Genomic DNA, 24,396 nt, shown 5'->3' on the forward strand with positions numbered 1-24,396 from the left:
TTAGTGCGAATTGAACTAAAAGTGTGAGCTGGTTCATAAAAAAGCCCCAGCGAGTATGACGCTAGGGCTTTTTAAAAGCTTTGATTTAAAGCGGAATCTTAGAGCAATTACATTACACGCATACCTGGCTGCGCACCTTCGTGTGGCTCTAGAATCCATAGCTCACTGCCACCAGGGCCTGCAGCTAGGATCATGCCTTCAGACATTCCGAATTTCATCTTACGAGGCTTAAGGTTTGCAACCACCACCGTAAGCTTACCAACTAACTCTTCTGGTTCGTAAGCAGCTTTAATACCAGAGAATACTTGACGCATTTCACCACCGATATCCAATTGGAATTTCAGTAGTTTGTCTGCTTTTGGCACCGCTTCGCATGACACGATTTTTGCAATACGCAGGTCAACTTTCGCAAAGTCATCAAATTCTATTTCTTCTGCGATTGGATCTTTACTTAGTTCTGTTGCTTTCGCTGCTTCTGCTTTTTCTTTTGCTGCGACTTCAGCGGCCGCATCTTCTTTCGACGCTTCAATCATCGCTTCGATGTTCTTAGGATCGATACGGTTGAACAGTGCTTTAAACGCTGTGATTTCATGGCTAGTTAGCGGAGTAGCGATACCTTCCCAAGTTAATTCTTGGTTTAGGAATGCTTCAGTACGCGCTGCTAGCTCAGGCATAACAGGTTTCAGATACGTCATTAGAACGCGGAACAAGTTGATACCCACAGAACAGATATCTTGCAGCTCTTGATCTTGACCTTCTTGTTTCGCAACAACCCAAGGAGCTTTCTCATCGACGTATTGGTTTGCTTTGTCTGCTAGTGCAGTGATTTCACGAATAGCGCGACCAAACTCGCGAGCTTCAAATTGCTCTGCAATACGGTCAGCCGCTTCTATGAACTCGTCGTATAGCTCTGGCTCTGCAAAGTTGTCTGATAGCTTGCCTTCAAAACGCTTAGCAATGAAGCCTGCATTGCGAGAAGCAAGGTTAACGATTTTGTTAACCACATCAGCGTTTACACGTTGAGTGAAGTCTTCAAGGTTAAGGTCTAGGTCATCGATACGGCTGTTTAGCTTCGCCGCGTAGTAGTAACGTAGACATTCTGGATCTAAATGCTCTAGGTAAGTACTTGCTTTGATGAAAGTACCTTTAGACTTAGACATCTTCGCGCCGTTTACAGTGACGTAGCCGTGAACGAATACGTTGTTTGGCTTACGGAAACCAGAACCGTCTAGCATCGCAGGCCAGAATAGGCTGTGGAAGTAAACAATATCTTTACCGATGAAGTGGTAAAGTTCCGTTTTGCTGTCTTTGTTCCAGTACTCGTCGAAATCGAGATCATCACGTTTGTTACATAGGTTTTTGAATGAACCCATGTAGCCAATTGGTGCGTCTAGCCAAACGTAGAAGAACTTGTCTTTTTCGCCTGGGATTTCAAAACCGAAGTAAGGTGCATCGCGTGAGATATCCCATTGTTGCAGACCAGACTCAAACCACTCTTGCATCTTATTTGCTGTTTCAGCTTGAAGAGAGCCTGAACGAGTCCACTCTTTTAGCATGCTTTCAAACTGAGGCAAGTCGAAGAAGAAGTGCTCAGAATCTTTCATGATTGGTGTAGCGCCAGAAACTGCAGACTTAGGATTGATAAGCTCAGTTGGGCTGTATGTCTCACCACAAGCGTCACAGTTGTCACCGTATTGGTCTTCTGACTTACACTTAGGACAAGTACCTTTTACGAAACGGTCTGGCAGGAACATCTCTTTCTCAGGATCGAACAACTGAGAAATTGTACGGCTAGAGATAAAACCATTCTTTTTAAGCTCTAGGTAGATGTGAGAAGCCAGCTCACGGTTCTCATCTGAGTGTGTGCTGTGGTAGTTGTCAAAGCTGATATCAAAGCCAGCGAAGTCTTTTTGGTGCTCTTCGCTAACAGCGGCGATCATCTCTTCTGGTGTCATACCCATCTGTTGTGCTTTTAGCATGATTGGCGTGCCGTGGGCATCGTCAGCACAGATGAAGTTTACAGTGTTGCCGCGTAGACGTTGGTAGCGAACCCAGATGTCAGCTTGGATGTGCTCAAGCATATGACCTAAGTGGATCGAACCATTAGCGTACGGAAGGGCACAAGTGACCAGCAATTTCCTTGCGGTAGAGAGTCTTGGATCGTTTGCCATACTTAATATTCGCTTTCTTGATAGGTATAAAAATTTGATGGGTAATACTACCCCATGAGCCACCTAACTCCAAGGTATCAAAGGTGTGATTGCCTTAGTTTTTTCATGGTTCTGTATAGGCTTAGCTGGTGGTAGCATAGGGCAAACAAGGAGGACCTATGCGTCAATTCAGTTCCAAGCAAGATTTTTGTGATTGGTTAAACCAATTTCAGCACTCATTTCTTATCCAAGAGTGGGCTTCTCAACCGGGTATCGTTTCGGTGGAGGCTCAAGGCTTTAAGATTACGCTTCCTTTTGCTGCGCTCTCTTTGCCTGAAGAACTTTCAAGCTGGATTGCACAACAGCAGCGATCTGGTGAAGTGCCTGAGTTTTATTATGAAGTCGTTGTGGCTCCGAAAGCATTAGAAACACATGTTGCGTCAGAAGTGCGTGGTGTGAAAAACATTATTGCGGTGACTTCAGCGAAAGGTGGTGTAGGTAAGTCGACGACCGCAGTCAACCTAGCGTTAGCGATTGCAAAATGCGGCGCGAAAGTCGGCTTGCTCGATGCTGATATCTATGGTCCTTCAGTACCTATGATGTTAGGGCAGTTAGATGCGAAACCAGAAGTTCGAGACAATAAATGGATGCAGCCAATAAAGGCGCATGGCATCTACACACATTCTATCGGTTACTTGGTGGATAAATCCGATGCCACAATCTGGCGTGGGCCTATGGCCTCTAAAGCGTTGGCGCAGCTTCTTACTGAAACAGAATGGCCGGAATTAGACTACTTGGTGATTGATATGCCACCGGGTACAGGCGACATTCAACTGACGCTTTCTCAGCAAATTCCGGTTACTGGTGCACTCATTGTTACCACTCCCCAAGATTTGGCACTGGCGGATGCTCGTAAAGGTGCTGCAATGTTTGAGAAAGTGAATGTTCCGGTTATTGGTATGGTGGAGAACATGAGTTACCACATCTGTAGTCATTGTGGTGAAAAGGAGCATATCTTCGGTCATGGTGGTGCTCAGACGTTAGCGAATGAGTTTGGTCTATCATTGCTCGCTCAGATTCCTCTTCACATCAGCATGCGAGAAGACATAGATGCAGGTGCTCCAACGGTCGCAGCGCGTCCAGAGAGTGAGCATGCCATTGCCTATCTTCAGTTAGCTGAAAGAGTGTGCGCGGCGATGTATTGGCAAGGAAAGCCGAAACCAGAGTCCATTATGTTTACTATGGTTGAGTAATGGCTACTAGCTAATTGATAGAACTCGATGTTAATGAAATATGCCAGAGTGGATGTAATCGTTTACTCTGGCTTTTTATTGTCCAACATCAGAAATTACTGGCATTTAAAGCTAATGCAAACTGGTATAACCCTTTTTAACTCCCTATAATCAGGCGGTTTATCTCATTTTCAATATACACGTATCGAGTGCACATACATGTCTGATAATAATCAATGCGTCATCGTTGGTATCGCCGGCGCATCAGCTTCTGGTAAAAGCCTTATAGCGAGCACCATTTACAATGAACTGAGTGCGAAAGTTGGTGACAACCAAATCGGTGTGATTACGGAAGATTGCTATTACAAAGACCAAAGCCATCTGAGCATGGAAGAGCGTGTTAAAACCAATTACGACCACCCAAGTGCATTGGACCATGATTTATTGTGTGAACACTTAACACAACTAATGAATGGCCAAGCGGTTGATGTTCCAGAGTACAGCTATACAGAGCATACTCGCACAGATCACACCACGACAATGACACCTAAAAAAGTCATTATCTTGGAAGGTATTCTGCTGCTAACTGACCCACGCCTTCGTGAGCTAATGCAAGTAACAGTATTTATGGATACTCCGTTAGATATCTGTTTACTGCGCCGCGTTAAGCGTGACGTAGAAGATCGTGGTCGCACTATGGATTCAGTGCTTAAGCAATATCAAAAAACGGTTCGTCCTATGTTCCTCCAGTTTATTGAACCGTCAAAACAATATGCTGACATCATCGTTCCTCGTGGCGGTAAAAACCGTATCGCGATCGATGTGTTAAAAGCACACATTGCAAAATTGCTAAAATCGTAATTTTGACTAATGCTTGGCATTAGCCGACTTTATTTTTTAACTGAAAAGTGGCACTTTAGGTGTCACTTTTTTTATATCTACATTATTGATTAACTGATTGAAAGGTATTGGTTTATCACGGGTGTTGATGTTTTCAAGCAAGGATAAAACAGATGAAAAAACTGTTACTCTTGGTTGCTGTACTGTTGGTCGTCGCTGTAGGCGCAGTCGCAGCACTTGTTTTGTTCGTGAATCCTAACCAGTTCAAGCCATTAATTGTTGAAAAAACGAAAGAGCAAATCGGACTCGATTTAATTATTGAAGGCGATATTGGTTGGAAGTTCTTTCCTTCGATTGGCTTTGAGATTGGTAAAACAGAGCTGAAAAACCCTGACGGTTTCTCAAACCCAAATTTGTTTAAAGTAGACAATGTTGGTGTTGATGTATCAGTGATGCCATTGTTAGACAAACAGTTAATCATTGGCAACATTCAGCTTGATGGTGCCGAAATTTATTTAGAAACACTGAAAGATGGTCGTACTAACTTAGACAGTTTGACTCAAGTTCAAAGCTCACAAGATGCTGCTGAAACTTCGGTCTCTTCGGCAGGTAAAGATTCTGTACCTTCTACTACTCCAGAGCAAAGCAGTAGCGTTCAAGATTGGGTCATTCAATTGGCTGGCGTAACTATTAACAAGGCGCTATTAGATATCCAAGATCGTAAAGCGGGGACTCAAACCAAGCTATATGATGTTCAGTTAAACATTGATGAGTTCGAAGCTGAGAAGTGGACTTTAGTCAGCTTTGCTGCAAAAGGTCGTAACGAGCAGCAAAAAAATAATCCGCAGAATTTTGCAGCGACGGGTAACGCAGAAGTTAAATTGTCGAAAGACTTTGCCCAATACGAGCTACGCAATATCAATGTGGACACGAGCTTTAGCGATCAAGCAAACAACATTGAGTCTGCAAAGTTAGCGTTAGCGACATTTGAATTCGACAAGCCAAACGCGCTAGATTTTTCTGTAAAAGGTAAAGCAGCAGACATAATATTAGACGCGAAGGGTACTAGTTCGCTAGTCGTTAACAAAGAAATCACTCAAGTTGCTGCTAACGGATTTAATCTGGAAGCAAATTTGGAAGGAGCTGCATTACCTCAATCGCCGATGAAAGTCGGTATGCAATCGGATATTACTTTTGACATCAGCAAAAATGCCTTAAATGTTGTATTAGCTAAGCTAACAGCAAACGCATTGCAGTTTGACGGTAAATTCAATGTGGTTCTGGCCGATATTCCCAAAGTAAGATTTAGTCTGCACAGTCCGGATATTGATGTAGATGCTTTTCTCGGAATAGATAAAGCTTCTGCCGCAAAATCTTCGGAAGTAAAACCAGTAACAACTAGCCAAGAAGAAGTTGAGCCTGATCTTTCCGCATTACAGACAATAGATGTAGCTGGTGACATCACAATTGATAAGCTAAAAGCAAATAATGCAAAAATGCAGAACGTTAAAGCGGATATTGTCGTGAATCGTGGGTTAGTGACACTAAAATCTTTCACGGCTAATTTGTATCAAGGTAGTGTAGCTGCATCAGCTCAAATAGACGCAAGAAAAACACCGGCGACGTATACCATTAAAAAATCGGTTAAAGGTGTGAAGGTTCAACCTATGCTAGTGGATGTGCTTGATAACGATATGCTTGAAGGTACTGGCAATATTGAAGTCAATGCGCAAGGTAAAAGTCTGACACCGACTGGTATTCAGAAGAATCTTGTCGGTACGGTTGCAATAAACTTTGCAGACGGTGCTGTTAATGGTATCAACGTGGCACATATGCTACGTACTAACTACGCCAAAATTACTGGTGGCGACGTGACTGAAGCTGATCAAGTAAAGAAAACCGATTTCAGCGCCATGACAGCCACACTAAAGTTAGATAAAGGTAATGTCACTACGGATGACCTACATATGCAGTCACCAGCGCTTCGTATAAAAGGTCAGGGTAAAGCAAACTACTTAAATGAGACTGTAGACTTTACTTTAAGTACCTCGGTTGTGGGGTCGTTGAAAGGTCAGGGTGGTAAAGATATCGATGAGCTACGTGATGTGACTATTCCTGTAAACATATCAGGCAAATGGTCTGATCCTAAATACAAACTTATTTTTGACGATGTACTTAAACAAAAAGCCAAAAAAGAAGTGGATCGAGGCATCGAGAAGTTAAACGATAAGATTAAGAACGAAGATACTAAGAAAGCGGTTGATAGCTTACTAAAAGGGCTGTTTAACTAATTTTCTTTTGGTTCTCCCCCTCAGATGAGGGGGAGTTAGAGGGGGGTGAAGTCCACTGAACTTATTAGTCGTTGCAATCCTAATTAAGTGTGGTGAAAGCAACCCCACCTAGCCTCCCCTTCGAAAGGGGAGGAAAATGTTTTTAACAAAGAGACGGTTGGTAAGAATTAACTACCAATCGATACCTTGTAGAGCTTTAATGCCTGCTTCAAAAGCGTGCTTGGTATTCTTTACTTCAGAAACGGTATCTGCCATGTCGATTAAGGTTCGATGAGCCGCTCTACCTGTAATGATCACCGACTGCATATGCGGCCTGTTGCTAAGTGCTTCGACTACTTCGTCCAATTCGATATAACCGTAGTTAACCATATACGTCAGCTCATCAAATAGAATGACATCGATAGATTCATCCTTAAGCATTCGTTTACATTGTTGCCATACGAGTTGTGCTGCAGCTGTATCACTCTCTTTATTCTGTGTATCCCAGGTGAATCCAGTTGCCATCACTTGAAACTCTACGCCCAATTTTTCAAGTAAGTTTCGCTCGCCATTATCCCAAGTTCCTTTAATAAACTGAGCAACAGCACATTTTTTATTGTGCCCAACAGCGCGAGCTATTGTACCGAAACCAGAAGTCGATTTACCTTTGCCATTGCCGGTAATTACGAGCAGTAATCCTTTTACTTCTTGGGCTGCGGCCACTCTTGAGTCAACCTTTTCTTTCACTTTCTGCTGGCGAGCTTTGTGGCGCTCTTGTTTTATATCATCGCTGGACATGACAATTCCTTTTTCAATCTGATTCTTATGACTATGATAACTTAACGAGGCGTGAGCAAACACAGACCAAATGCAAGGAATTACAATGACGAAAATTTTAGTGGTTTGTATGGGGAATATTTGTCGTTCACCAACTGGAGAAGCGGTTTTAAGAAAAAAGGCAGCAGAATTAGAACTAGCGGTTGAAGTTGACTCCGCAGGTACTATTGGTCATCACGAAGGTGCGTTACCAGACAAGCGAGCAAGAGCTGCCGGAGAGCGAAGAGGTTATTCATTTTCAGGCATACTAGCTCGCAAAGTGACAAAAAGAGATTTCGAGGATTTTGACTATATATTGGCCGCAGATCATGAAAATTTGGAAGACCTTATGCTGCTCTGCCCGAAACAATTGCAATACAAATTATCATTATTTCTGGATCACGGAGAATCGAACTATGAAGAAATTCCTGACCCATATTATGGTGGTGAACAAGGTTTTGAATTAGTGCTCGATCTGATTGAAGAGGCTTCTGAGCAGTTTCTACTGCATCTGAAGCAAAGAGGCCAGCGTTAACTCTGGCCTCTTAGGTCTCAATAGACTGTATTTAGAAACGGTAGCTTGCTTGTACACCAAGTAGCCATACGCTACCTGTAGTTTGACCAACAAATTTACCACCGACTGATTCCGCTGTGTCGTCAGATTCATAACCGCGTGATTCTGTAATGGAAGCATCTTTCGCCAGAATGTAAGTAAAGCCAGCATCGACGGTGAACTCTTCTGTTACATCATAGCCAGCACCAATGCTCAGCCAGATACGATCTGTTTCTGGAATGGTGATGGTTCGGTTTTTGTCGCTTACCGCACCCATGTCGTAGGCAACACCACTGCGTAGTGCAAGTTTTGAATCTAGTTGGTAAGTTGCTCCGAGTGCGAAGCGGTAGTTATCTTCCCAATTTTCCTCTTTCACCATTACTGTACCTAGCGTATCCAACTTAGCCTCAAGTTTTTCAAAGCTGCTCCAATCCGTCCAGTTGATGCTGCCGTGAACCGCTAGTTTATCTGTTAGTTGATGGAAACTCGCCAGTTCAGCAGTCGCTGGCATTGTAAGCACCATATACCCTGTATCATTAATTACGCTGCTATATGCTGATACATACATGTTAGCTGTGCCTGTTAGCTTAAGATCCACTTCAGACTTATAAGTTAATCCGACGCGGTTGTTTTGGTTGATTTGCCATGCAGCGCCTGCTTGCCATCCCCATGCATTATCATCACCTTCCATATATTTCAGGGTAGTGCCTTGCGGCAAACCTAATGCTTCTGTTTGTACAGGCGATTTTGCGCCGAAGTGTCCTTCTCCCATAACATAACGAATACCACCACCGATACTTACAGATTTAGTAAGTTGATAACCGAGATTTGCGTTTACTTCGATAGTTGTCACCATTGCTTCGTCGCCGAAGTGGCTTGCTGCAAAGTCTGAACCTAGCTCAGTTTCCATTCCGTAATTTGTACCTAGAGCAATACCCGCCACGAGTTTATCGTTAATTTGGTGAGAGAGGTAAAAGTTAGGAATGACAGCATCGTTCGCGTAGTCATTTGATTCAACGCTACTGGTCGTGTTGTTAAATGTGACATTGCCATGCACATCAATATTAGGATTAACATAAATAGCACCGGTTGAAACTTGTGTGCCTTTTAGATAAGTCAGCATTGCAGGGTTGCGCCATTGTGCTCCAGCATTATCTGCCATAGCTGCTTCACCTGCGTATGCACGGCCTAAGCCTGTTGCTGAATATTCTGCAAGTTGAAAACCTGCTGCTTGAGAGGTAATTGATATGCTAGCTAAACTAGCTGCCACTGCTAGAGTAAGGAGAGTCTTATTTACTTTCATTCTTATGTTCGCTGAAATTTATAAAATTTGAACGGATAAGTCTAAAAGTGAAAACAACACATGAATAACAGAAATCAGTTTTGGGTTGATATTGAAAATAATATCCTGAAATTATTTATTATTTGGTATTTTAAACTGGATTGATTTTTGTGTGAATAAATTTTCAGCGTACACGTGTAGTTAGGAATGGCTGTTTTAAGAAACACTTGTTCGCTTAAATAAGTGAGTAATAACATTAGGGAAATAAAAAAGGGCTGGTAGACCAGCCCTTTAGCATACATGTTGTTTCTTACTTTAAATTAGAAAGAACGGCTGTATTGTAAGCCCATCAGGATGGCATCAGCACGTGTTGTTGCCGAAACGCTAGTACCTGCCGCGCCTAAAGAAACAGATTCATTAACTTTTGTATCTTTACCAATTAGGTAAGTAAAACCAAAATCAACGTTTGACGCATCATCGATTTCGTAAGTGAAGCCAGCAGATAGCCATTGACGATCTGAATCAGGTACAGAGATTGATGTTAGCTCATCTTGCGCGCTAGTATCATACATATAACCCGCGCGAAGAGTCCAATCGCTGTTCAGGTAGTAAGTTCCACCGATAGAGTAGTGCCAACCATCTTGCCATTGGTACTGCTTATCATAAGAAGTGCCTACTAATGCGCCATCTAGTTTACGCATTTCAATCTTATCGAATGCACTCCAACCAATCCACTGTACACTATAATGAACAGCAAATGATGTATCTGTGATTTTGTGGAAACCAGAGAATTCAGCAATATCTGGTAATGGAAGGGTTATTTCCTGACCTTTATCATCTGTTGCAGTGAACTCTGGGCTGTAATGGTAACCAAATCCAAAACGGTTGTTCTCGTCAAGTTCGTAAACCGTACCTAGGTTAAAGCCAACAGCCCAACCGTCAGCTTTATCAATATCAACAAGTGCAGTGCCTTGAGGAATGCCAGTCGCGCTTTGAATTACTGCACTTGTAGAACGTTTAAATGTACCCTGACCATAAATAATATCTAGTCCAGCACCAAAGCTAAGTTGTTCGTTTAGACGGTATGAACCAGCTAGACCGAAGTTAGCACTTTTTACATCTGTAGTACCGCCATACTCAGAAGCGGCGTAACTGTCGGAGAACTCTGTTCGTGTACCAAAGTTAGTATAAGCATTTACGCCCCATGCGAATTTATCATTCACAGGGACAATCAAATGGATGTTTGGCGCAACAGATGTACCACCAACATCATCAGTATCAGATATAGATCCTACTCCTGTATAGGTAGCATCTTTTACTTCGATCATAGTCGTAATAGACTCGAAACCTAGAGATAGTTCCATCTTGTCGAAAAGTGCCATTGCTGCAGGGTTACGCGCCATTACTGAAGCGTTATCTGCGATTACAGCATCACCAGCAAATGCACGGCCTAAACCTGTTGCTGATTGAGCGTTGAGCTGGAAGCCAGCAGCCATTGCTTGCTGCGTAGCTAGTGTTACTGTCACTGCTAATAGTGAACGTTTAAACAGACGCGTCTTGTTCATTTGTTTTTCCTTTATTTTATATAGCCTCTAAATGGGCTTTTTGAGCAATTGCTCAGTTGGGGGCTGATCCTATTCTCTAGTCTACAATATAGAAATCCGACCATTGTCTAGTTGGACGGGAAAATTCTAGAAATGGCGGTTAACTGACATGTATTTGTAAGAAATTGAGATTTTTTAGAGTTTTAACTCTAGTTGAAATGCAATAAACCCACTCTATAAGTGGGTTTATTGGTTATTCAGATGAGTTATTTTGATGGGGTAAGTAGAGGAATAATATTGTCTGCAATTTTACGCATATTTTCGCTGCTGTTACCGACAAGAATTAGGCTTTTATTACCGATAGATTCTACCATTCCAGACATCCCATCTTTGTTAAAGTGTCCATTAACATCGCTCTGGACTCCTGTGACAAACAGAGTGACTTTGCCACTTTCACCTTGAAATACCATGTGAAGGGCATTAGCGTGTCCAAATCCGCAGTGATTCAAGTAATAAACATGATATGGGAAGTTTTCGCTGAACTTATAAGCAAAAGGCAACAACTTTGCATTGATCTGGCGAGAACTCACTTGTTCGTCAAGATTGGATACAAAGCCCTCTTCATCGACTACATGTTTGATGGCGATATCCACTAGGCTTGCTTGTGCTGGTGGCACTAAAATTTTTCCCCAGTTAACCTGTCCTACTAATAGGCCAAACACAAAAGCAATGGAAGCGGCCATTGCCATCGCTTTTCGAGCAAAGTTCACAGTCGTGGTATTATCGGCTTGTGAACTCTGCTTAAACAAAATTCTGTCTGCCAAGCCCTCAGGTACATCAACTTTCATTGCATCGGCGATTTGTGCATCGAACTTTAGCACATCATCTAAAAACTTTTGGTTTGCTTCTTTTGATAATGCTTCGGCATATTCACTGCTTTTTTGTTTCGGATCCGACATGGCACGGCGGCGAAATTCTAAATCATCCATTTTGCTGCCCTCTAAAGTTTTCGGAACAATCCAGCATCTCTTTTAATTGATTACGAGCGCGGAAAAGTCGGGTCATCACTGTGTTCTGGTTAAGTTCGAGGATCTCACTGATCTCTTCACCGCTAAAGCCTGCAATGATTTGTAAGAACAACGGCTCGCGATATTCTTGTTCGAGTTTCATAATCTGTTTCTGTAGCCACTCTCTTTGATGATGAGCCTCATCAGACACTTTGGCTTCGTTACCATGGGTTTCAATATCCACTAGGTCGAATTGCTTACGTTCAAAGCGTCGAGCGTTTTCTCGCCTCAATATGGTAATGAGCCAAGATTTCGCTGCTTTTTCATCTTGCAAGCTTTCTAATGACTTCCATGCGCGTAAGCAGGTCTCTTGCACCAAATCTTCCGCCACGCTCTGGTCTTTACACAACCAATAAGCGTAGCGATAGAGATCGGTGTGATAAGCACGCACAAGTGCTTCGTATTTTCTTTGTCTATCCATACCGTTATTGACCGGATGATTGGCTGATTTCTTTCCAAATATTTTTATTATTGACACTCGAGTCTCCATTGGCTCTGTAGTGTTAAACGTTCAGTTAGAGCGAATATCAGCAATAAGGTGAGCACTTAGTTACTGGTATCGGCATTTAAGTTTGCTTAGGCAACGCTGTTTAGTATTAGTAAAGAAATACTTGCTTAAAACAGCTTTTCGATAAAATTAGCGTCATTCCACTCAACAAATCACACTAAAATTGATCTATTTCAAAATTTGTTGCTCAGGAGCGGTTATAGTTGTTTACGTCATCTAGTTAGTCCTTGTGACTAGCATGTTGAGCAAGATGACACTTCCTTTTGAAGGCTGACTTTACTTTCTCCTAATCAGGAAACTGATTATTTTCAATTGGCGTAAGTTAATTGTTTTACTATATATTCCGACCACACAGATTTGTGTGGTTTTTTTTTGCTTTCAATTCCTCTTTTTGAAAGTTTTTATTTCAATCCTTTCTAGTTGGCTGCAAACCAAGCGTGAGAATCTGTTTTAAAGGTAGCAGAAGCTTAGCTTGAATAGTTGTTTCGATGTCGATATCACGTTTTCCAAACGCATGTTTGATTGTATTAACATTCTCGTTACAATGGTCAGGTCAGACCTCTTATTCTAAGGAAAAGTAATGGGTAAACAGTTAATGGGCAAACAGGAAGTCAAAACGCGTTCTGGTGAACGCGTTGCTATTGTTGCAGGTCTTCGAACCCCTTTTGCGCGCCAGAGTACTGAATTCAGCCAAGTTCCAGCCGTTGATCTCGGGAAAATGGTGGTCAGTGAATTGCTCGCTCGCACTAATATCGAACCGACATTGATTGAACAGGTCGTGTTTGGACAAGTCGTTCAAATGCCTGCAGCACCGAATATCGCACGGGAAATTGTTCTCGGCACGGGAATGAACATTAATACGGACGCTTACAGTGTGACACGAGCTTGTGCAACCAGCTTTCAATCTGCGGTAAACGTCGCGGAAAGTATTATGGCAGGCACTATTGATATTGGTATTGCTGGTGGCGCCGATTCTTCTTCTGTTTTACCTATTGGTGTTTCAAGGAAATTGGCAGCAAGTCTGTTGGCTCTAAGCAAAACAAAAACAATCGGTCAAAAACTCAAAGTTCTGAAGTCTCTGTCTTTGAAAGATCTTATGCCTGTACCTCCTGCCGTTGCAGAATATTCTACAGGGCTTTCTATGGGGCAAACTGCCGAGCAAATGGCGAAAACTCATGGAATTTCACGTACTGATCAAGATGCATTAGCTCATCGTTCACACACTCTCGCTTCTGCTGCTTGGAATGATGGCAAAATTCATGGCGAGGTTATGACAGCCTTTCCAGAACCTTATAAGAAGTGGATCGAACAGGATAACAACATTCGTCATGATTCGACGCTAGAAGGTTACGCAAAACTGCGTCCAGCTTTTGACCGTCAGTATGGCTCTGTAACCGCTGCGAACAGTACTCCTCTAACGGATGGTGCCGCTGCTATCATGTTGATGCGAGAAGGCAAGGCTAAAGAATTGGGGCTAGACATCATGGGATATATTCGTTCCTATGCTTTTTCTGCAATTGCTGTTCAACAAGATATGCTGATGGGGCCATCCCATGCGACACCAATCGCTCTAGATCGAGCGGGTATTACATTATCTGATTTGACCTTGATAGATATGCATGAAGCCTTTGCTGCTCAAACATTGGCGAATTTGAAGATGTTTGCCAGCGACAAGTTTGCTCAAGAGGTATTGGGTCGTAGCCAAGCTATTGGTGAAGTGGATATGGATAAATTTAATGTACTTGGTGGTTCTATTGCTTATGGACACCCATTTGCGGCGACAGGTGCACGAATGATCACTCAAACACTTCGAGAGTTAAAACGCAGAGGTGGTGGTCTTGCGTTGAATACGGCATGTGCAGCGGGTGGATTGGGTGCAGCAATGATTTTGGAGGTTGAGTAATGAGTGAGTCAAAAGCGTTCCATCTAAAAATTGATGACGACAGTATTGCTTGGCTCGCCATCGACGTGCCTGGGGAGAAAATGAATACTCTGCAGTCTGCATTTGCCTCAGAAATGCAAGAGGTGTTCGTTGAACTTACTCAGTCTAAAAGCCAAGTGAAAGGGCTGATTATTCATTCCCTTAAGCCAGATAACTTTATTGCAGGTGCTGATGTCCGAATGTTAGATTCATGTACTTCTGCAAAAGAAGCACAGGCGTTGGCTACCCAAGGACAACAGATGTTCCAGCAACTGTCGGACTTACCTTTTCCAGTTGTAGCAGCTATTCATGGACCTTGTTTGGGTGGCGGTTTAGAGCTTGCCTTAGCATGTGATTACCGCGTATGTAGTGATGATGACAAAACACGTTTAGGTTTGCCGGAAGTGATGCTCGGTTTGCTTCCTGGCTCTGGTGGTACTCAGCGTCTACCTCGATTGATTGGCTTATTAGCGTCATTGGATTTAATTCTAACTGGTAAACAGCTGCGTGCAGCCAAAGCGAAGGCTCTGGGTGTCGTTGATGCTTGCGTACCTAATAGTGTGCTACTGGATGTGGCAAAGCGCTTTGTTAGTGATAAAAATAAAAAACGTAGCAAAGCTAAACTGACTACCAAAGAGATGCTTATTTCGCGAACCCAGCTAGGGCGAAAGTTTGTTTTCCAACAGGCATCTAAAAAGACAGAGCAAAAAACGCGTGGCAATTACCCAGCAGCAAAAGCAATTTTAGAAGTCATTCAATATGGCTTAGAAAAAGGGATGAAAGCCGGTCTTCAGTTAGAAGCGGAAAGATTTGGCGAATTAGTGATGACTTCTGAATCTAAAGCGTTACGTTCTATCTTTTTTGCAACCACAGAAATGAAAAAGGAAAACGGCACTGATGCAGAGCCGAGAAAAGTCGAGCGAGTGGGTGTTTTAGGTGGTGGTTTGATGGGCGCAGGTATCAGTCATGTCAGCGCATCAAAAGCTAACGTTCCAGTACGCATCAAAGATGTCTCAAATGACGGAGTGCTCAATGCTCTGAAATACAATTATGGCTTGTTTGAGAAGCAGCGTAAGCGTCGCATTTTGACTAGTGCACAGGTTCAACATGAAATGATGAAACTGTCTGGTGGTACAGATTTTACTACGTTTAACCTAGCTGACGTTGTTATTGAAGCAGTATTTGAAGATTTAGCATTAAAGCAATCGATGGTGTCAGACATTGAATCTCATGCTAAACCAACGACGATTTTTGCTACCAATACGTCATCATTACCCATTCATCAGATCGCTGAAAGAGCGGCTCGCCCTGAAAATGTGGTGGGTTTACATTACTTCAGCCCGGTAGAAAAGATGCCATTGGTTGAGGTTATTCCGCACGCGACCACTTCAGATGAAACCATATCAACTGTGGTGTCTCTGGCTCGTAAACAAGGTAAAACGCCAATTGTTGTCAAAGATAAAGCTGGTTTTTACGTTAACCGTATTCTAGCTCCGTATATGAATGAATCGGCACAAGTTCTTATGGCTGGCGTGCCGATAGAAGAGATTGATACTGCTCTCTTAAATGCGGGGTTTCCTGTTGGACCGATTACGCTATTGGATGAAGTCGGTATCGACATTGGCGCCAAAATTATGCCGATATTGGTTAAAGAGCTTGGCCCTCGTTTCCAAGGTCCTGATGTTTTCGATAAGTTACTTAACGACAATAGAAAAGGTCGTAAGTCTGGAAAAGGCTTCTATGTTTATAAAGGCAGCAAGAATAAAGAAGTCGATAAATCAGTGTATAAACTGCTGAATATAAAACCTGAATCTCATCTTAGTGAAAGCGACATTTCATTACGCTGCTTGTTGCCAATGCTCAATGAAGCTGTACGATGTTTGGATGAGGGTATCATCCATAATTCAAGAGATGGTGATATTGGAGCGATATTCGGTATCGGCTTTCCGCCATTTTTAGGTGGTCCTTTCCGCTACATGGATCATATTGGTCTTCCTAAGTTGGTGGAGATGATGAACCAACATGTAGAAAAATATGGTGACAGGTTTGCACCTTGTGACGGTTTGTTAACTCGAGCGGGAATGGGTGAAACTTTTTATCCATAAGTTGTTTGAAAACACTATCAGTCAAGCAAAAATGAAAAGTGAGGTGAGAACCTCACTTTTTGCATTGATGAGAATAAAAATAACTATGCTAGGATTGGTTTAGGCTCATATCTCTAACAAATTAAGCACTTAAGAAGGACTTATCATGGATGCTCTCGAACTGCTACTAAATCGTCGCTCTATGGCTAAACTGGAAGCTCCTGCTCCAGAAGGTAAAGCTTTGGAAAACATCATTCGTGCAGGTTTACGCGCACCGGATCACGCTAATTTAACACCTTGGCGCTTCGTTATTGCCCAGGGTAGTGGTCTTCATAAATTGTCTGACATTTTGGTTAAGGCTGCTATTGCTGATAATAACGACGAAGCCTCTGTTGCTAAGATGAAAAGCGCTCCTTTCAGGGCACCTATGGTGATCACAATTATCGCTAGAGTGACTCCTCATGAAAAAGTGCCAGCATTTGAACAGCATTTATCTGCGGGCTGCGCAGTGCAGGCAATGCAGATGGCAGCCGTAGCTCAAGGTTTTCAGGGTATTTGGCGTTCAGGTAACTTGATGTTCCATTCCGAAGTGAGAAATGCTTTTGGCTTAGAAGGTGACGATCAAGTGGTAGGCTTCCTTTATCTTGGTACTCCAGAAGGGACAACAATGAAAGTGCCAGAGCGTGAACTGAACAAGTTTGTTGAGTTTTTATAAGGTCTTAAAGTATTGGTTAGGCTCGATTAAAGGCGTAAGAAAAACACATTCGACATTAAGTCTCTTTTGGATTAGAGGGTAAGGAATGGCTTTAGGGTATCAGGGTGGTCGGCTCATCTATAAAGCATTGGCTGTAATTGGCATGGTTTGGTTGCTCTTCCTGCTAGCCATTTTTTCCCAATACAGAGAGACCTCCAAAATGAGTGGCAATGTGGTTGAGCTGGGCAACAATATAATGTCTTTTCATAATTCACTTCACTTTAAATCCCCCTATCGAGTCACTCATGCGAACGATATGTCTCTTAATCTTCAGCTTATATATTCGTTACGAGTGCAATTAGAGGCTGATTATAGAGATTCTTGGCTTCAGCCAGATGTGACACACCTAATCTATGTGATTGATAAGTTTATTGAAAAGAGTCAACTGTTTTTAAGTAAAGACTTAGATATTTTGAATATGGTTGAGCAACTGAGATCTTTTCGCGCTGAGTATGAAAATAAACCAGAAATCAGACGCTATTACATAGAGTTAGGGGCATATCTGTTTGAGTCTTTATTTACAGAAGGAGAGCAAAGTCCCGAAGTTTACCGCTCGTTAGATCGAATCATGGTAGCTTCGCAATCAATCTCCTTGGATGATAGACAGCATTTGCAACTAACTTTAGCTAAAGTTGCCAAGCTATTGAACCAATACGCAGAAAGCGGAAACTTAGTTGATCGCTTGTTACAGCATGAAATTTATCATGAGCTACACACACTAGAACATAAGTATTATGAACTGTTTGGTTTAATAAATCTGTTGATGTTTATTTTGGGGGGAGCGTTATTTGTTTGTGTGGTTAGTGCTACGCTGATTGACCAAAGTCGTTGTAGGCGAATGCTTCAATCTCTTGATATTGAGGAAGAACAAGAAGCCATCACTGACCAAATTTCAACGCAAAAAAAAGTGAGAAGCGAGGTTATGGTTGGTAGCGATCATTTACCCATAGCTAAGTTACCCGTTGAATCTAAGATAGATATCCCGCAAATGTTAAGTTCACTTAATGACGATAAAGAATCGGTAAAAATGTTGCTGCGTGTGTTTATTGAAGATCACAATAAAGATTGTGAAAAACTGATGGAGCAACTGAGTTCCGATTTGGGTGCCGCCATGAGAACTGCGCATAGCTTAAAAGGTGTAGCAGGAACGATCGGTGCAAATGAGTTAAAAATCATAGCAATAGAAATTGAAGCTAAGTTGAAGAAAGAACAAGTCCCCACAGACGCGGAAATTACAAATTTGGAGAAATGTCTCGATGAAACCGTTAAAAGTGCTCAGTTCTGGTTGGATAAGGCCTCTTTTTGAGGATTCATTTTAGTTTGTTGCACTTAGTTTGCTTAATGAGGGTTTCTTTTACTTCTTCTGTGTAAGATTTTGCTGATTTTAGGTAACTAGCGTTATGTTTATTTGTTGTTTATAGAGATATTTATCTCAACGCTGATAATATTTTAGTTTCTTAATCTCCCTGCAATTGTTTGTGAAGCACATTTAACCATTGATGGTATTGTTGTTATTTTAATTTATTGATTTTAAGTATGTTTTTTTGATTTGTTTTTAAACTTGTTCGTAACCAATGATTTGTAATTAGTGACGTTTTTTAATCTAATTAAAAGTTTAATCGACAAATAATCTGAATATGAAGAATATTTTGTTACTAATTTGGCTTTTAAAGCCAAAAATTTATGTTAAGTTAAACAACTTATAAGATTTAATGTTGAAAATGAGGCTGACTTAGTCGTGCTTCTTTTCATAAATCAACAATACAATCATTTTTATAAGAAACGCTTGAGATTTTTGTCTGAACCACTTATAGATGGTGGATTGTTTTTATCAAGAACACACGGAGAATTAGTGCGATGAGAGTAGGTTTAGTGGGTTGGCGTGGCATGGTTGGTTCGGTACTCATGCAGCGTATGGTTGAAGAAGGTGATTTTAATCTAATTGAACCCGTATTCTACAGTACCTCACAAATTGGTGTTCCTGCGCCAAATTTAGGTAAAGATGCAGGAATGCTTCAAGATGCTTTCGATATTGATAGTCTTAAAAAACTTGACGCAATTATTACGTGTCAAGGTGGTAGCTATACCGAGAAGGTATATCCTGCACTCCGTCAGGCTGGCTGGAAGGGTTATTGGATCGATGCAGCATCAACTCTACGTATGACTTCAGATGCTATCATTACGCTTGATCCTGTGAACTTGAAGCAAATTCAACACGGTATTCACGCTGGTACCAATACATTTGTTGGTGGCAACTGTACTGTAAGTTTGATGTTAATGGGTCTTGGTGGTCTATTTGAAAAAGGTCTAGTCGAATGGACGAGCGCGATGACTTACCAAGCTGCATCTGGTGCTGGTGCGCAAAATATGCGTGAACTAATTTCTCAAATGGGTGTTATTAATGATTCAGTAAGTTCTGAACTAGCAAACCCTTCTAGCTCTATTCTTGATATCGATAAGAAAGTTGCTGAGACTATGCGCTCGGCATCATTCCCGACGGATCAGTTTGGTGTTCCGCTTGCGGGTTCTTTGATCCCATGGATCGATGTGAAGCGTGACAATGGTCAAAGTAAAGAAGAATGGAAAGCGGGCGTAGAAGCTAACAAGATTCTAGGTACTCAAGACTCACCGGTGTTAATTGATGGAACTTGTGTTCGAATTGGTGCAATGCGTTGTCACTCTCAAGCGCTAACTATCAAGTTAAAACAAAGTGTGCCTATGGATGAGATTGAGGAAATTATCGCTTCTCACAACGAGTGGGTAAAAGTAATTCCAAACGAGCGTGATATCACGGCTAAAGAACTCTCACCTGCTAAAGTAACGGGTACTATGTCTATTCCTGTTGGTCGTCTGCGTAAGATGGCGATGGGCGATGACTTCCTGAACGCATTCACAGTTGGTGACCAATTACTTTGGGGTGCCGCTGAGCCGTTACGTCGTACACTGCGTATTATTCTTTCTGAAAAACAATAATATTCTCAATTAATTAAAGCGCCTAAGGGCGCTTTTTTGTGTCATTTGTGTACTGAGTTATGAATACGATTTGGTGAAAAAGCTGTTTAAGGACGTTTCTTACAGTTTTAGCCGTTATGGCTTCTTTATAAAGCCTATTATGATTGCTACAATCGGCGTCAATTTTTACTAAATTAGTAATGTTTTTTGAACTAACTTACTGATTTGCATGTTGTGTGTGTATTGAAACTTTAGATTTAAGTGACATCTATTCAATTTATTTACGTAGAGACAAAATAAGTGCTACCAGATAAATTGAATGAACATTTACATGGTGAATCATAATAAGTACTATTCATTACCTATTATTGTCCAATGCTATTAGCTATTGGATGAAAAGCTATGAGTAGGCAATTGTGCTACCTCTTATGGTGGTCAGTTTGTCTGATATTGTTATTATTTGGTCGGTGTTTCTAGAAACCCACCGAACAATCGTTATGTATAAGTTTCATTCGAAAATGAAATAGTAGGAACATTAACGTGTCAAAAAGTTATATTTCGTTATTTGCCATTACTTCACTTTTATTGACAGGCTGTACTGTCCCTGGATCTCATCTACCAACGGGTGATAAGAATGTCACCGTTGAAGAATCAGATGATCAAGAAACGGTTGCTTCAAAAGTTAATGTGTATCCACTCACTCCTTCTGTTTTGCGCAATATTAAAGACAAATCGCTCAGTTTTACTACGCAAGCTAACAGTGAGTTACAAAAGGAAGTGTCTGAGTATGAATACTATATTGGTCCTGGTGATGTATTGAACATTACTGTATGGGATCACCCTGAGCTGACTATACCAGCGGGTTCATATCGTAGCTCAACAGAATCGGGCAATTGGGTTCATTCTGACGGCACTATCTTTTATCCATATATTGGTGAAGTAAAGGTTGCAGGTAAGACCGTAACGGAAATTCGCCTAATGATTGCCAATAAGCTGACAAAATACATTGAATCACCACAAGTTGATGTAAATGTGGCTGCTTTTCGATCTCAGAAATCTTATATAACAGGTGAAGTCCGTAACCCTGGCCAACAAGTAATCTCAAATATTCCGTTAACATTATTAGATGCGGTTAACCGAGCTGGTGGTATTACTTCTGACGCGGATTGGAGACGTGTAACTTTAACTCGCAATGGTACCGAAGAGCAGATTTCTCTTTTTGCATTAATTCAGAAAGGAGACCTGACTCAAAACCGTTTGCTCAACGATGGTGACATTGTCCATGTTCCTCGTAATGATGGGCAAAAAGTGTTTGTCATGGGCGATGTTAAGCAACCTCAGATGCTAAAAATTGATCGTACCGGTATGAGTTTGACCGAGGCGCTAAGCCAAGTCGGCGGAATTAACGAATATTCAGCTGATGCTACTGGTGTTTTTGTTATTCGCAGTGCAAAAGATGATGTTCAGCCTAATGCTGAAGAGGAAGCGGTATTAGCCAATATTTATCAACTGAATATTAAGGATGCTACTGCTTTGGTGGTTGGAACTGAGTTTGAACTTGAGCCATTCGATGTTGTTTATGTAACGACAACGCCTATCGGGCGCTGGAATCGTCTAGTTCTCCAATTGATGCCTACCATTTCTGGTTTCAATGAACTAACCGAAGGTGCACTAAGAGTCAAAAACTGGCCTTAGAAATAAATAGAATTCAGAGAATAGATTATGTTTTCCAAAATATTAGTAGTTTGCGTCGGTAACATTTGCCGTTCACCTACAGGTGAATACATATTAAAGCAACATTTACCTAATAAAGTGGTTGACTCGGCAGGTATAGCTTCTAAGAACAGTGGTTTAGTGGGCAAATCCGCTGACGCGACAGCAATTAAGATTGCCGCTGAACATGGTGTTGATATCAGTATGCACCAAGCAAGACAACTGACACCTGAACTCTGTAGCCAATATGATCTCATTCTAGTAATGGAAAAGGGTCACATCAATGCGGTAAGTGAAATTGCTCCAGAAGCTCGCGGTAAGACAATGTTGTTTGGTCAATGGATTAATCAACGAGATATTCCAGATCCATATCGACAAAGTGAAGAAGCCTTTGTCCATGTTTATGAATTAATTGAACAAGCTGCCCAAAAATGGGCAAGTAAATTATAGTTAAGGGTTTAGCCTTCGGGCCAAAAAACAATAATGACAACACAGAATTCTAAAGTTGATGTTAGTAACGACGAAATTGATTTAGGCAAACTTTTCGCACTGATCTGGGATGGAAAGTGGTTAATTGTCGGTACTACATTTTTGTTTGCAATTGCGGGCATTGCGTTTGCATTACTATCAACACCAATTTATAAAGCTGATGCTCTTATACAAATTGAGCAAAAAGGGTCTGGTATATCATCGCTGGTTGGTGGTGATATGGGGGAATTGTTTTCTAGCGATTCTACTGCTAATACCGAAATTGAAATTATCCGATCTCGCATGATCCTAGGCGGTACAGTTGATAAGTTCAATTTAACAACGGTAGTGACTCCTGATTACATGCCTATTATCGGTAAAGGCCTTGCAAGATTAAGTGGTCAAGTTAGCCTACTCGAAGTTAGTCGTTTTGAGCTTCCAGAAAGCGCCAAGCAGTTTGATTTTCGTATAATTGTCATAAACCAAGATTCCTATCAGCTAGTAAGACAAGATGATAAGGTCATTCTAGAAGGGAAAGTTGGCGAACTTGTTCAGCAGGGTGATTATGCTATTTTTGTTTCTGGTATGGATGCAGAACCAGAGAGCGAATTTTCGATTGTTAAGCGTAATGAATTAGACGCAATCAACTGGCTTAAAGATAACCTGTCGATCAGTGAACGTGGTAAGCAAACTGGTATTGTTGAGCTTTCTTTTACTGGCGAAAATCAAAGCCAGATTAAAGCTATTCTGGACAATATTAGCCAAGATTACTTCCTGCAAAACGTTAAGCGTAACTCTGCTGAAGCAGAAAAAAGCTTAGAGTTTTTGCAAAAGCATCTGCCTGATATTAAAACCGAGTTAAACAGATCAGAAGATACATTAAATGCTTACCGTCAACAAAGTGAGTCAATTGACTTAAGCTTGGAGGCGAAAGCTACGCTACAATCACTTGTTCAGTTAGAATCACAACTGAACGAGCTGACCTTTAAAGAAAGTGAAATTAGCCAGCGTTTTACTAAAGATCACCCCACATATATTGCGTTGCTAGATAAACGTGAAGTGCTACTAAAAGATAAAGCTCGTATTGAGCAGAGAGTTCAGAAGTTACCCAAAACTCAACGAGAAATCTTGCGCATGACACGTGATGTTGAAGTGAACCAACAGATTTACATTCAACTGTTAAATAAAGTTCAAGAGTTGAGCATTATTAAAGCTGGAACAGTGGGTAACGTACGTATTTTGGATAGTGCGGCAACGCATTCTATTGCTGTGAAACCTAAAAAGGCACTGATTGTTGTATTGGCTACTCTTTTAGGCGGAATGATGAGCGTTGCTCTGGTTCTGCTTAAAGCTGCCTTTCATCGAGGTGTTGAAAATCCAGATGAAATTGAGCAAATTGGACTATCTGTATATGCGAGCATTCCTAAATCCGCACAACAAGAAGCAACCATTGCAAGGATCAAAAAACTGAGCTCTAGAAAAACTCGAGCAGAGCCTTACCTACTTGCTGAAACCAATCCAGCTGAATTATCTATCGAAGCATTGCGTGGCTTAAGAACTAGTCTTCACTTTGCAATGTTGGAAGCAAAAAATAACATTGTGATGATTTCTGGTCCTGCGCCAAGTATTGGTAAGTCATTTATCTCGACCAACTTCTCAGCGGTTATTGCTAAGTCGGGACAAAAGGTGTTATTGATTGATGCTGATATGCGTAAAGGTTACTTACAGCAGCCATTTGGTTTGTCTTATGAACAAGGGCTTTCGGATTATCTAAGTGGTAAATTAAGCAAAGATGCGGTGACAAAAAGTACCTTTGTTGACAACCTAAGTATTATTACACGCGGTCAAGTTCCACCAAACCCTTCTGAACTATTGATGCATGCGCGATTTAAAGAGTTACTCGATTGGGCATCTGAAAATTACGACTTAGTGATTATTGATACACCACCAGTTTTGGCCGTAACAGATCCAAGTATTATTGGTGCCTTTGCTGGAACAACATTAATGGTTGCACGCTTTGGTGTTAACACTATTAAAGAAATTGACGTAGCTAGCAAGCGTTTTGAACAAGCCGGTATTGATGTTAAAGGCGTTATATTTAACGCTACAGAGAAGAAAGCTTCATCCAGCTATGGTTATGGCTACGGCTATTATAACTACGCTTATAAAAGCGACGATAAAAAGTAATCATTAATCTAATCAGTTAATGCCAGTCAGTAATATGACTGGCATTTTTTTTCTT

At 41.4% G+C, this 24,396-nt stretch carries 18 protein-coding genes; 12 read left to right on the plus strand and 6 right to left on the minus strand.

Annotation, left to right across the window (positions count from 1 at the left end):
- Positions 1–107 precede the first annotated feature (107 nt).
- A complete protein-coding gene (gene metG, locus G5S32_RS04305) occupies positions 108–2,171 on the minus strand; it encodes a methionine--tRNA ligase (RefSeq protein ID WP_165310672.1) in 2,064 nt (687 codons plus the stop codon).
- 158 nt (positions 2,172–2,329) lie between these two features.
- Here metG and apbC point away from each other — a divergent pair, with 158 nt between their 5' ends.
- The 3 genes from apbC to G5S32_RS04320 all read left to right on the plus strand — a co-directional run bounded on the left by apbC (position 2,330) and on the right by G5S32_RS04320 (position 6,513).
- Positions 2,330–3,403, plus strand: coding sequence for an iron-sulfur cluster carrier protein ApbC (gene apbC, locus G5S32_RS04310; RefSeq protein ID WP_165310674.1), 1,074 nt, complete (start codon positions 2,330–2,332; stop codon positions 3,401–3,403).
- 198 nt (positions 3,404–3,601) lie between these two features.
- Positions 3,602–4,243 carry a uridine kinase gene (gene udk / locus G5S32_RS04315; protein WP_165310676.1) on the plus strand — a complete coding sequence of 214 codons (642 nt, stop codon included), beginning with the start codon at positions 3,602–3,604 and terminating at the stop codon, positions 4,241–4,243.
- Between the two features lie 152 nt (positions 4,244–4,395).
- On the plus strand, positions 4,396–6,513 hold the full coding sequence (locus tag G5S32_RS04320) for an AsmA family protein (RefSeq protein ID WP_165310678.1): 2,118 nt from the start codon (positions 4,396–4,398) through the stop codon (positions 6,511–6,513).
- A gap of 171 nt (positions 6,514–6,684) precedes the next feature.
- Here the strand turns inward: G5S32_RS04320 and cobO are convergent, their stop codons facing one another.
- A complete protein-coding gene (gene cobO, locus G5S32_RS04325) occupies positions 6,685–7,290 on the minus strand; it encodes a cob(I)yrinic acid a,c-diamide adenosyltransferase (RefSeq protein ID WP_165310680.1) in 606 nt (201 codons plus the stop codon).
- 85 nt (positions 7,291–7,375) lie between these two features.
- On the opposite strand from cobO, the gene G5S32_RS04330 reads away from it, so the two are divergent.
- The gene (locus G5S32_RS04330; RefSeq protein WP_165310682.1) at positions 7,376–7,843 is read left to right on the plus strand and encodes a low molecular weight protein-tyrosine-phosphatase; all 468 of its coding nucleotides are present in this window, start codon (positions 7,376–7,378) and stop codon (positions 7,841–7,843) included.
- A gap of 31 nt (positions 7,844–7,874) precedes the next feature.
- Here the strand turns inward: G5S32_RS04330 and G5S32_RS04335 are convergent, their stop codons facing one another.
- The 4 genes from G5S32_RS04335 to G5S32_RS04350 all read right to left on the minus strand — a co-directional run bounded on the left by G5S32_RS04335 (position 7,875) and on the right by G5S32_RS04350 (position 12,244).
- Positions 7,875–9,164 (minus strand): outer membrane protein transport protein, encoded by a 1,290-nt coding sequence (locus tag G5S32_RS04335; protein WP_165310684.1) that lies wholly within the window; start codon positions 9,162–9,164, stop codon positions 7,875–7,877.
- Positions 9,165–9,463: 299 nt separating this feature from the next.
- On the minus strand, positions 9,464–10,708 hold the full coding sequence (locus tag G5S32_RS04340; RefSeq protein ID WP_165310686.1) for an outer membrane protein transport protein: 1,245 nt from the start codon (positions 10,706–10,708) through the stop codon (positions 9,464–9,466).
- A gap of 245 nt (positions 10,709–10,953) precedes the next feature.
- The gene (locus G5S32_RS04345) at positions 10,954–11,676 is read right to left on the minus strand and encodes a DUF3379 domain-containing protein (protein ID WP_165310688.1); all 723 of its coding nucleotides are present in this window, start codon (positions 11,674–11,676) and stop codon (positions 10,954–10,956) included.
- Positions 11,669–12,244 (minus strand): sigma-70 family RNA polymerase sigma factor, encoded by a 576-nt coding sequence (locus tag G5S32_RS04350; RefSeq protein ID WP_207621599.1) that lies wholly within the window; start codon positions 12,242–12,244, stop codon positions 11,669–11,671. The genes G5S32_RS04345 and G5S32_RS04350 overlap by 8 nt, the downstream gene beginning before the upstream one ends.
- A gap of 613 nt (positions 12,245–12,857) precedes the next feature.
- Here G5S32_RS04350 and fadI point away from each other — a divergent pair.
- From fadI to G5S32_RS04390, 8 genes are all read left to right on the plus strand, one after another.
- Positions 12,858–14,165: an acetyl-CoA C-acyltransferase FadI gene (gene fadI / locus G5S32_RS04355; RefSeq protein WP_165312706.1), complete on the plus strand. Its 1,308-nt coding sequence runs from the start codon at positions 12,858–12,860 to the stop codon at positions 14,163–14,165.
- Entirely contained in the window at positions 14,165–16,288 is a 2,124-nt protein-coding gene (gene fadJ / locus G5S32_RS04360) for a fatty acid oxidation complex subunit alpha FadJ (RefSeq protein WP_165310692.1), read from the plus strand. Before fadI ends, fadJ begins: the two co-directional genes overlap by 1 nt.
- A gap of 145 nt (positions 16,289–16,433) precedes the next feature.
- Entirely contained in the window at positions 16,434–16,982 is a 549-nt protein-coding gene (locus G5S32_RS04365; RefSeq protein ID WP_165310694.1) for an NAD(P)H nitroreductase, read from the plus strand.
- An 85-nt stretch (positions 16,983–17,067) separates the two neighbouring features.
- Positions 17,068–18,327: an Hpt domain-containing protein gene (locus tag G5S32_RS04370; RefSeq protein WP_165310696.1), complete on the plus strand. Its 1,260-nt coding sequence runs from the start codon at positions 17,068–17,070 to the stop codon at positions 18,325–18,327.
- 551 nt (positions 18,328–18,878) lie between these two features.
- On the plus strand, positions 18,879–19,994 hold the full coding sequence (gene asd / locus G5S32_RS04375) for an aspartate-semialdehyde dehydrogenase (protein ID WP_165310698.1): 1,116 nt from the start codon (positions 18,879–18,881) through the stop codon (positions 19,992–19,994).
- A gap of 519 nt (positions 19,995–20,513) precedes the next feature.
- Entirely contained in the window at positions 20,514–21,668 is a 1,155-nt protein-coding gene (locus tag G5S32_RS04380) for a polysaccharide export protein (RefSeq protein ID WP_165310700.1), read from the plus strand.
- 27 nt (positions 21,669–21,695) lie between these two features.
- Complete coding sequence (locus G5S32_RS04385; RefSeq protein ID WP_165310702.1) at positions 21,696–22,136, plus strand: arsenate reductase/protein-tyrosine-phosphatase family protein; 441 nt, start codon at positions 21,696–21,698, stop codon at positions 22,134–22,136.
- A gap of 33 nt (positions 22,137–22,169) precedes the next feature.
- Positions 22,170–24,341 carry a polysaccharide biosynthesis tyrosine autokinase gene (locus tag G5S32_RS04390; protein WP_165310704.1) on the plus strand — a complete coding sequence of 724 codons (2,172 nt, stop codon included), beginning with the start codon at positions 22,170–22,172 and terminating at the stop codon, positions 24,339–24,341.
- Positions 24,342–24,396 lie beyond the last annotated feature (55 nt).

This window comes from Vibrio ziniensis, assembly GCF_011064285.1.
Classification (GTDB): domain Bacteria; phylum Pseudomonadota; class Gammaproteobacteria; order Enterobacterales; family Vibrionaceae; genus Vibrio; species Vibrio ziniensis.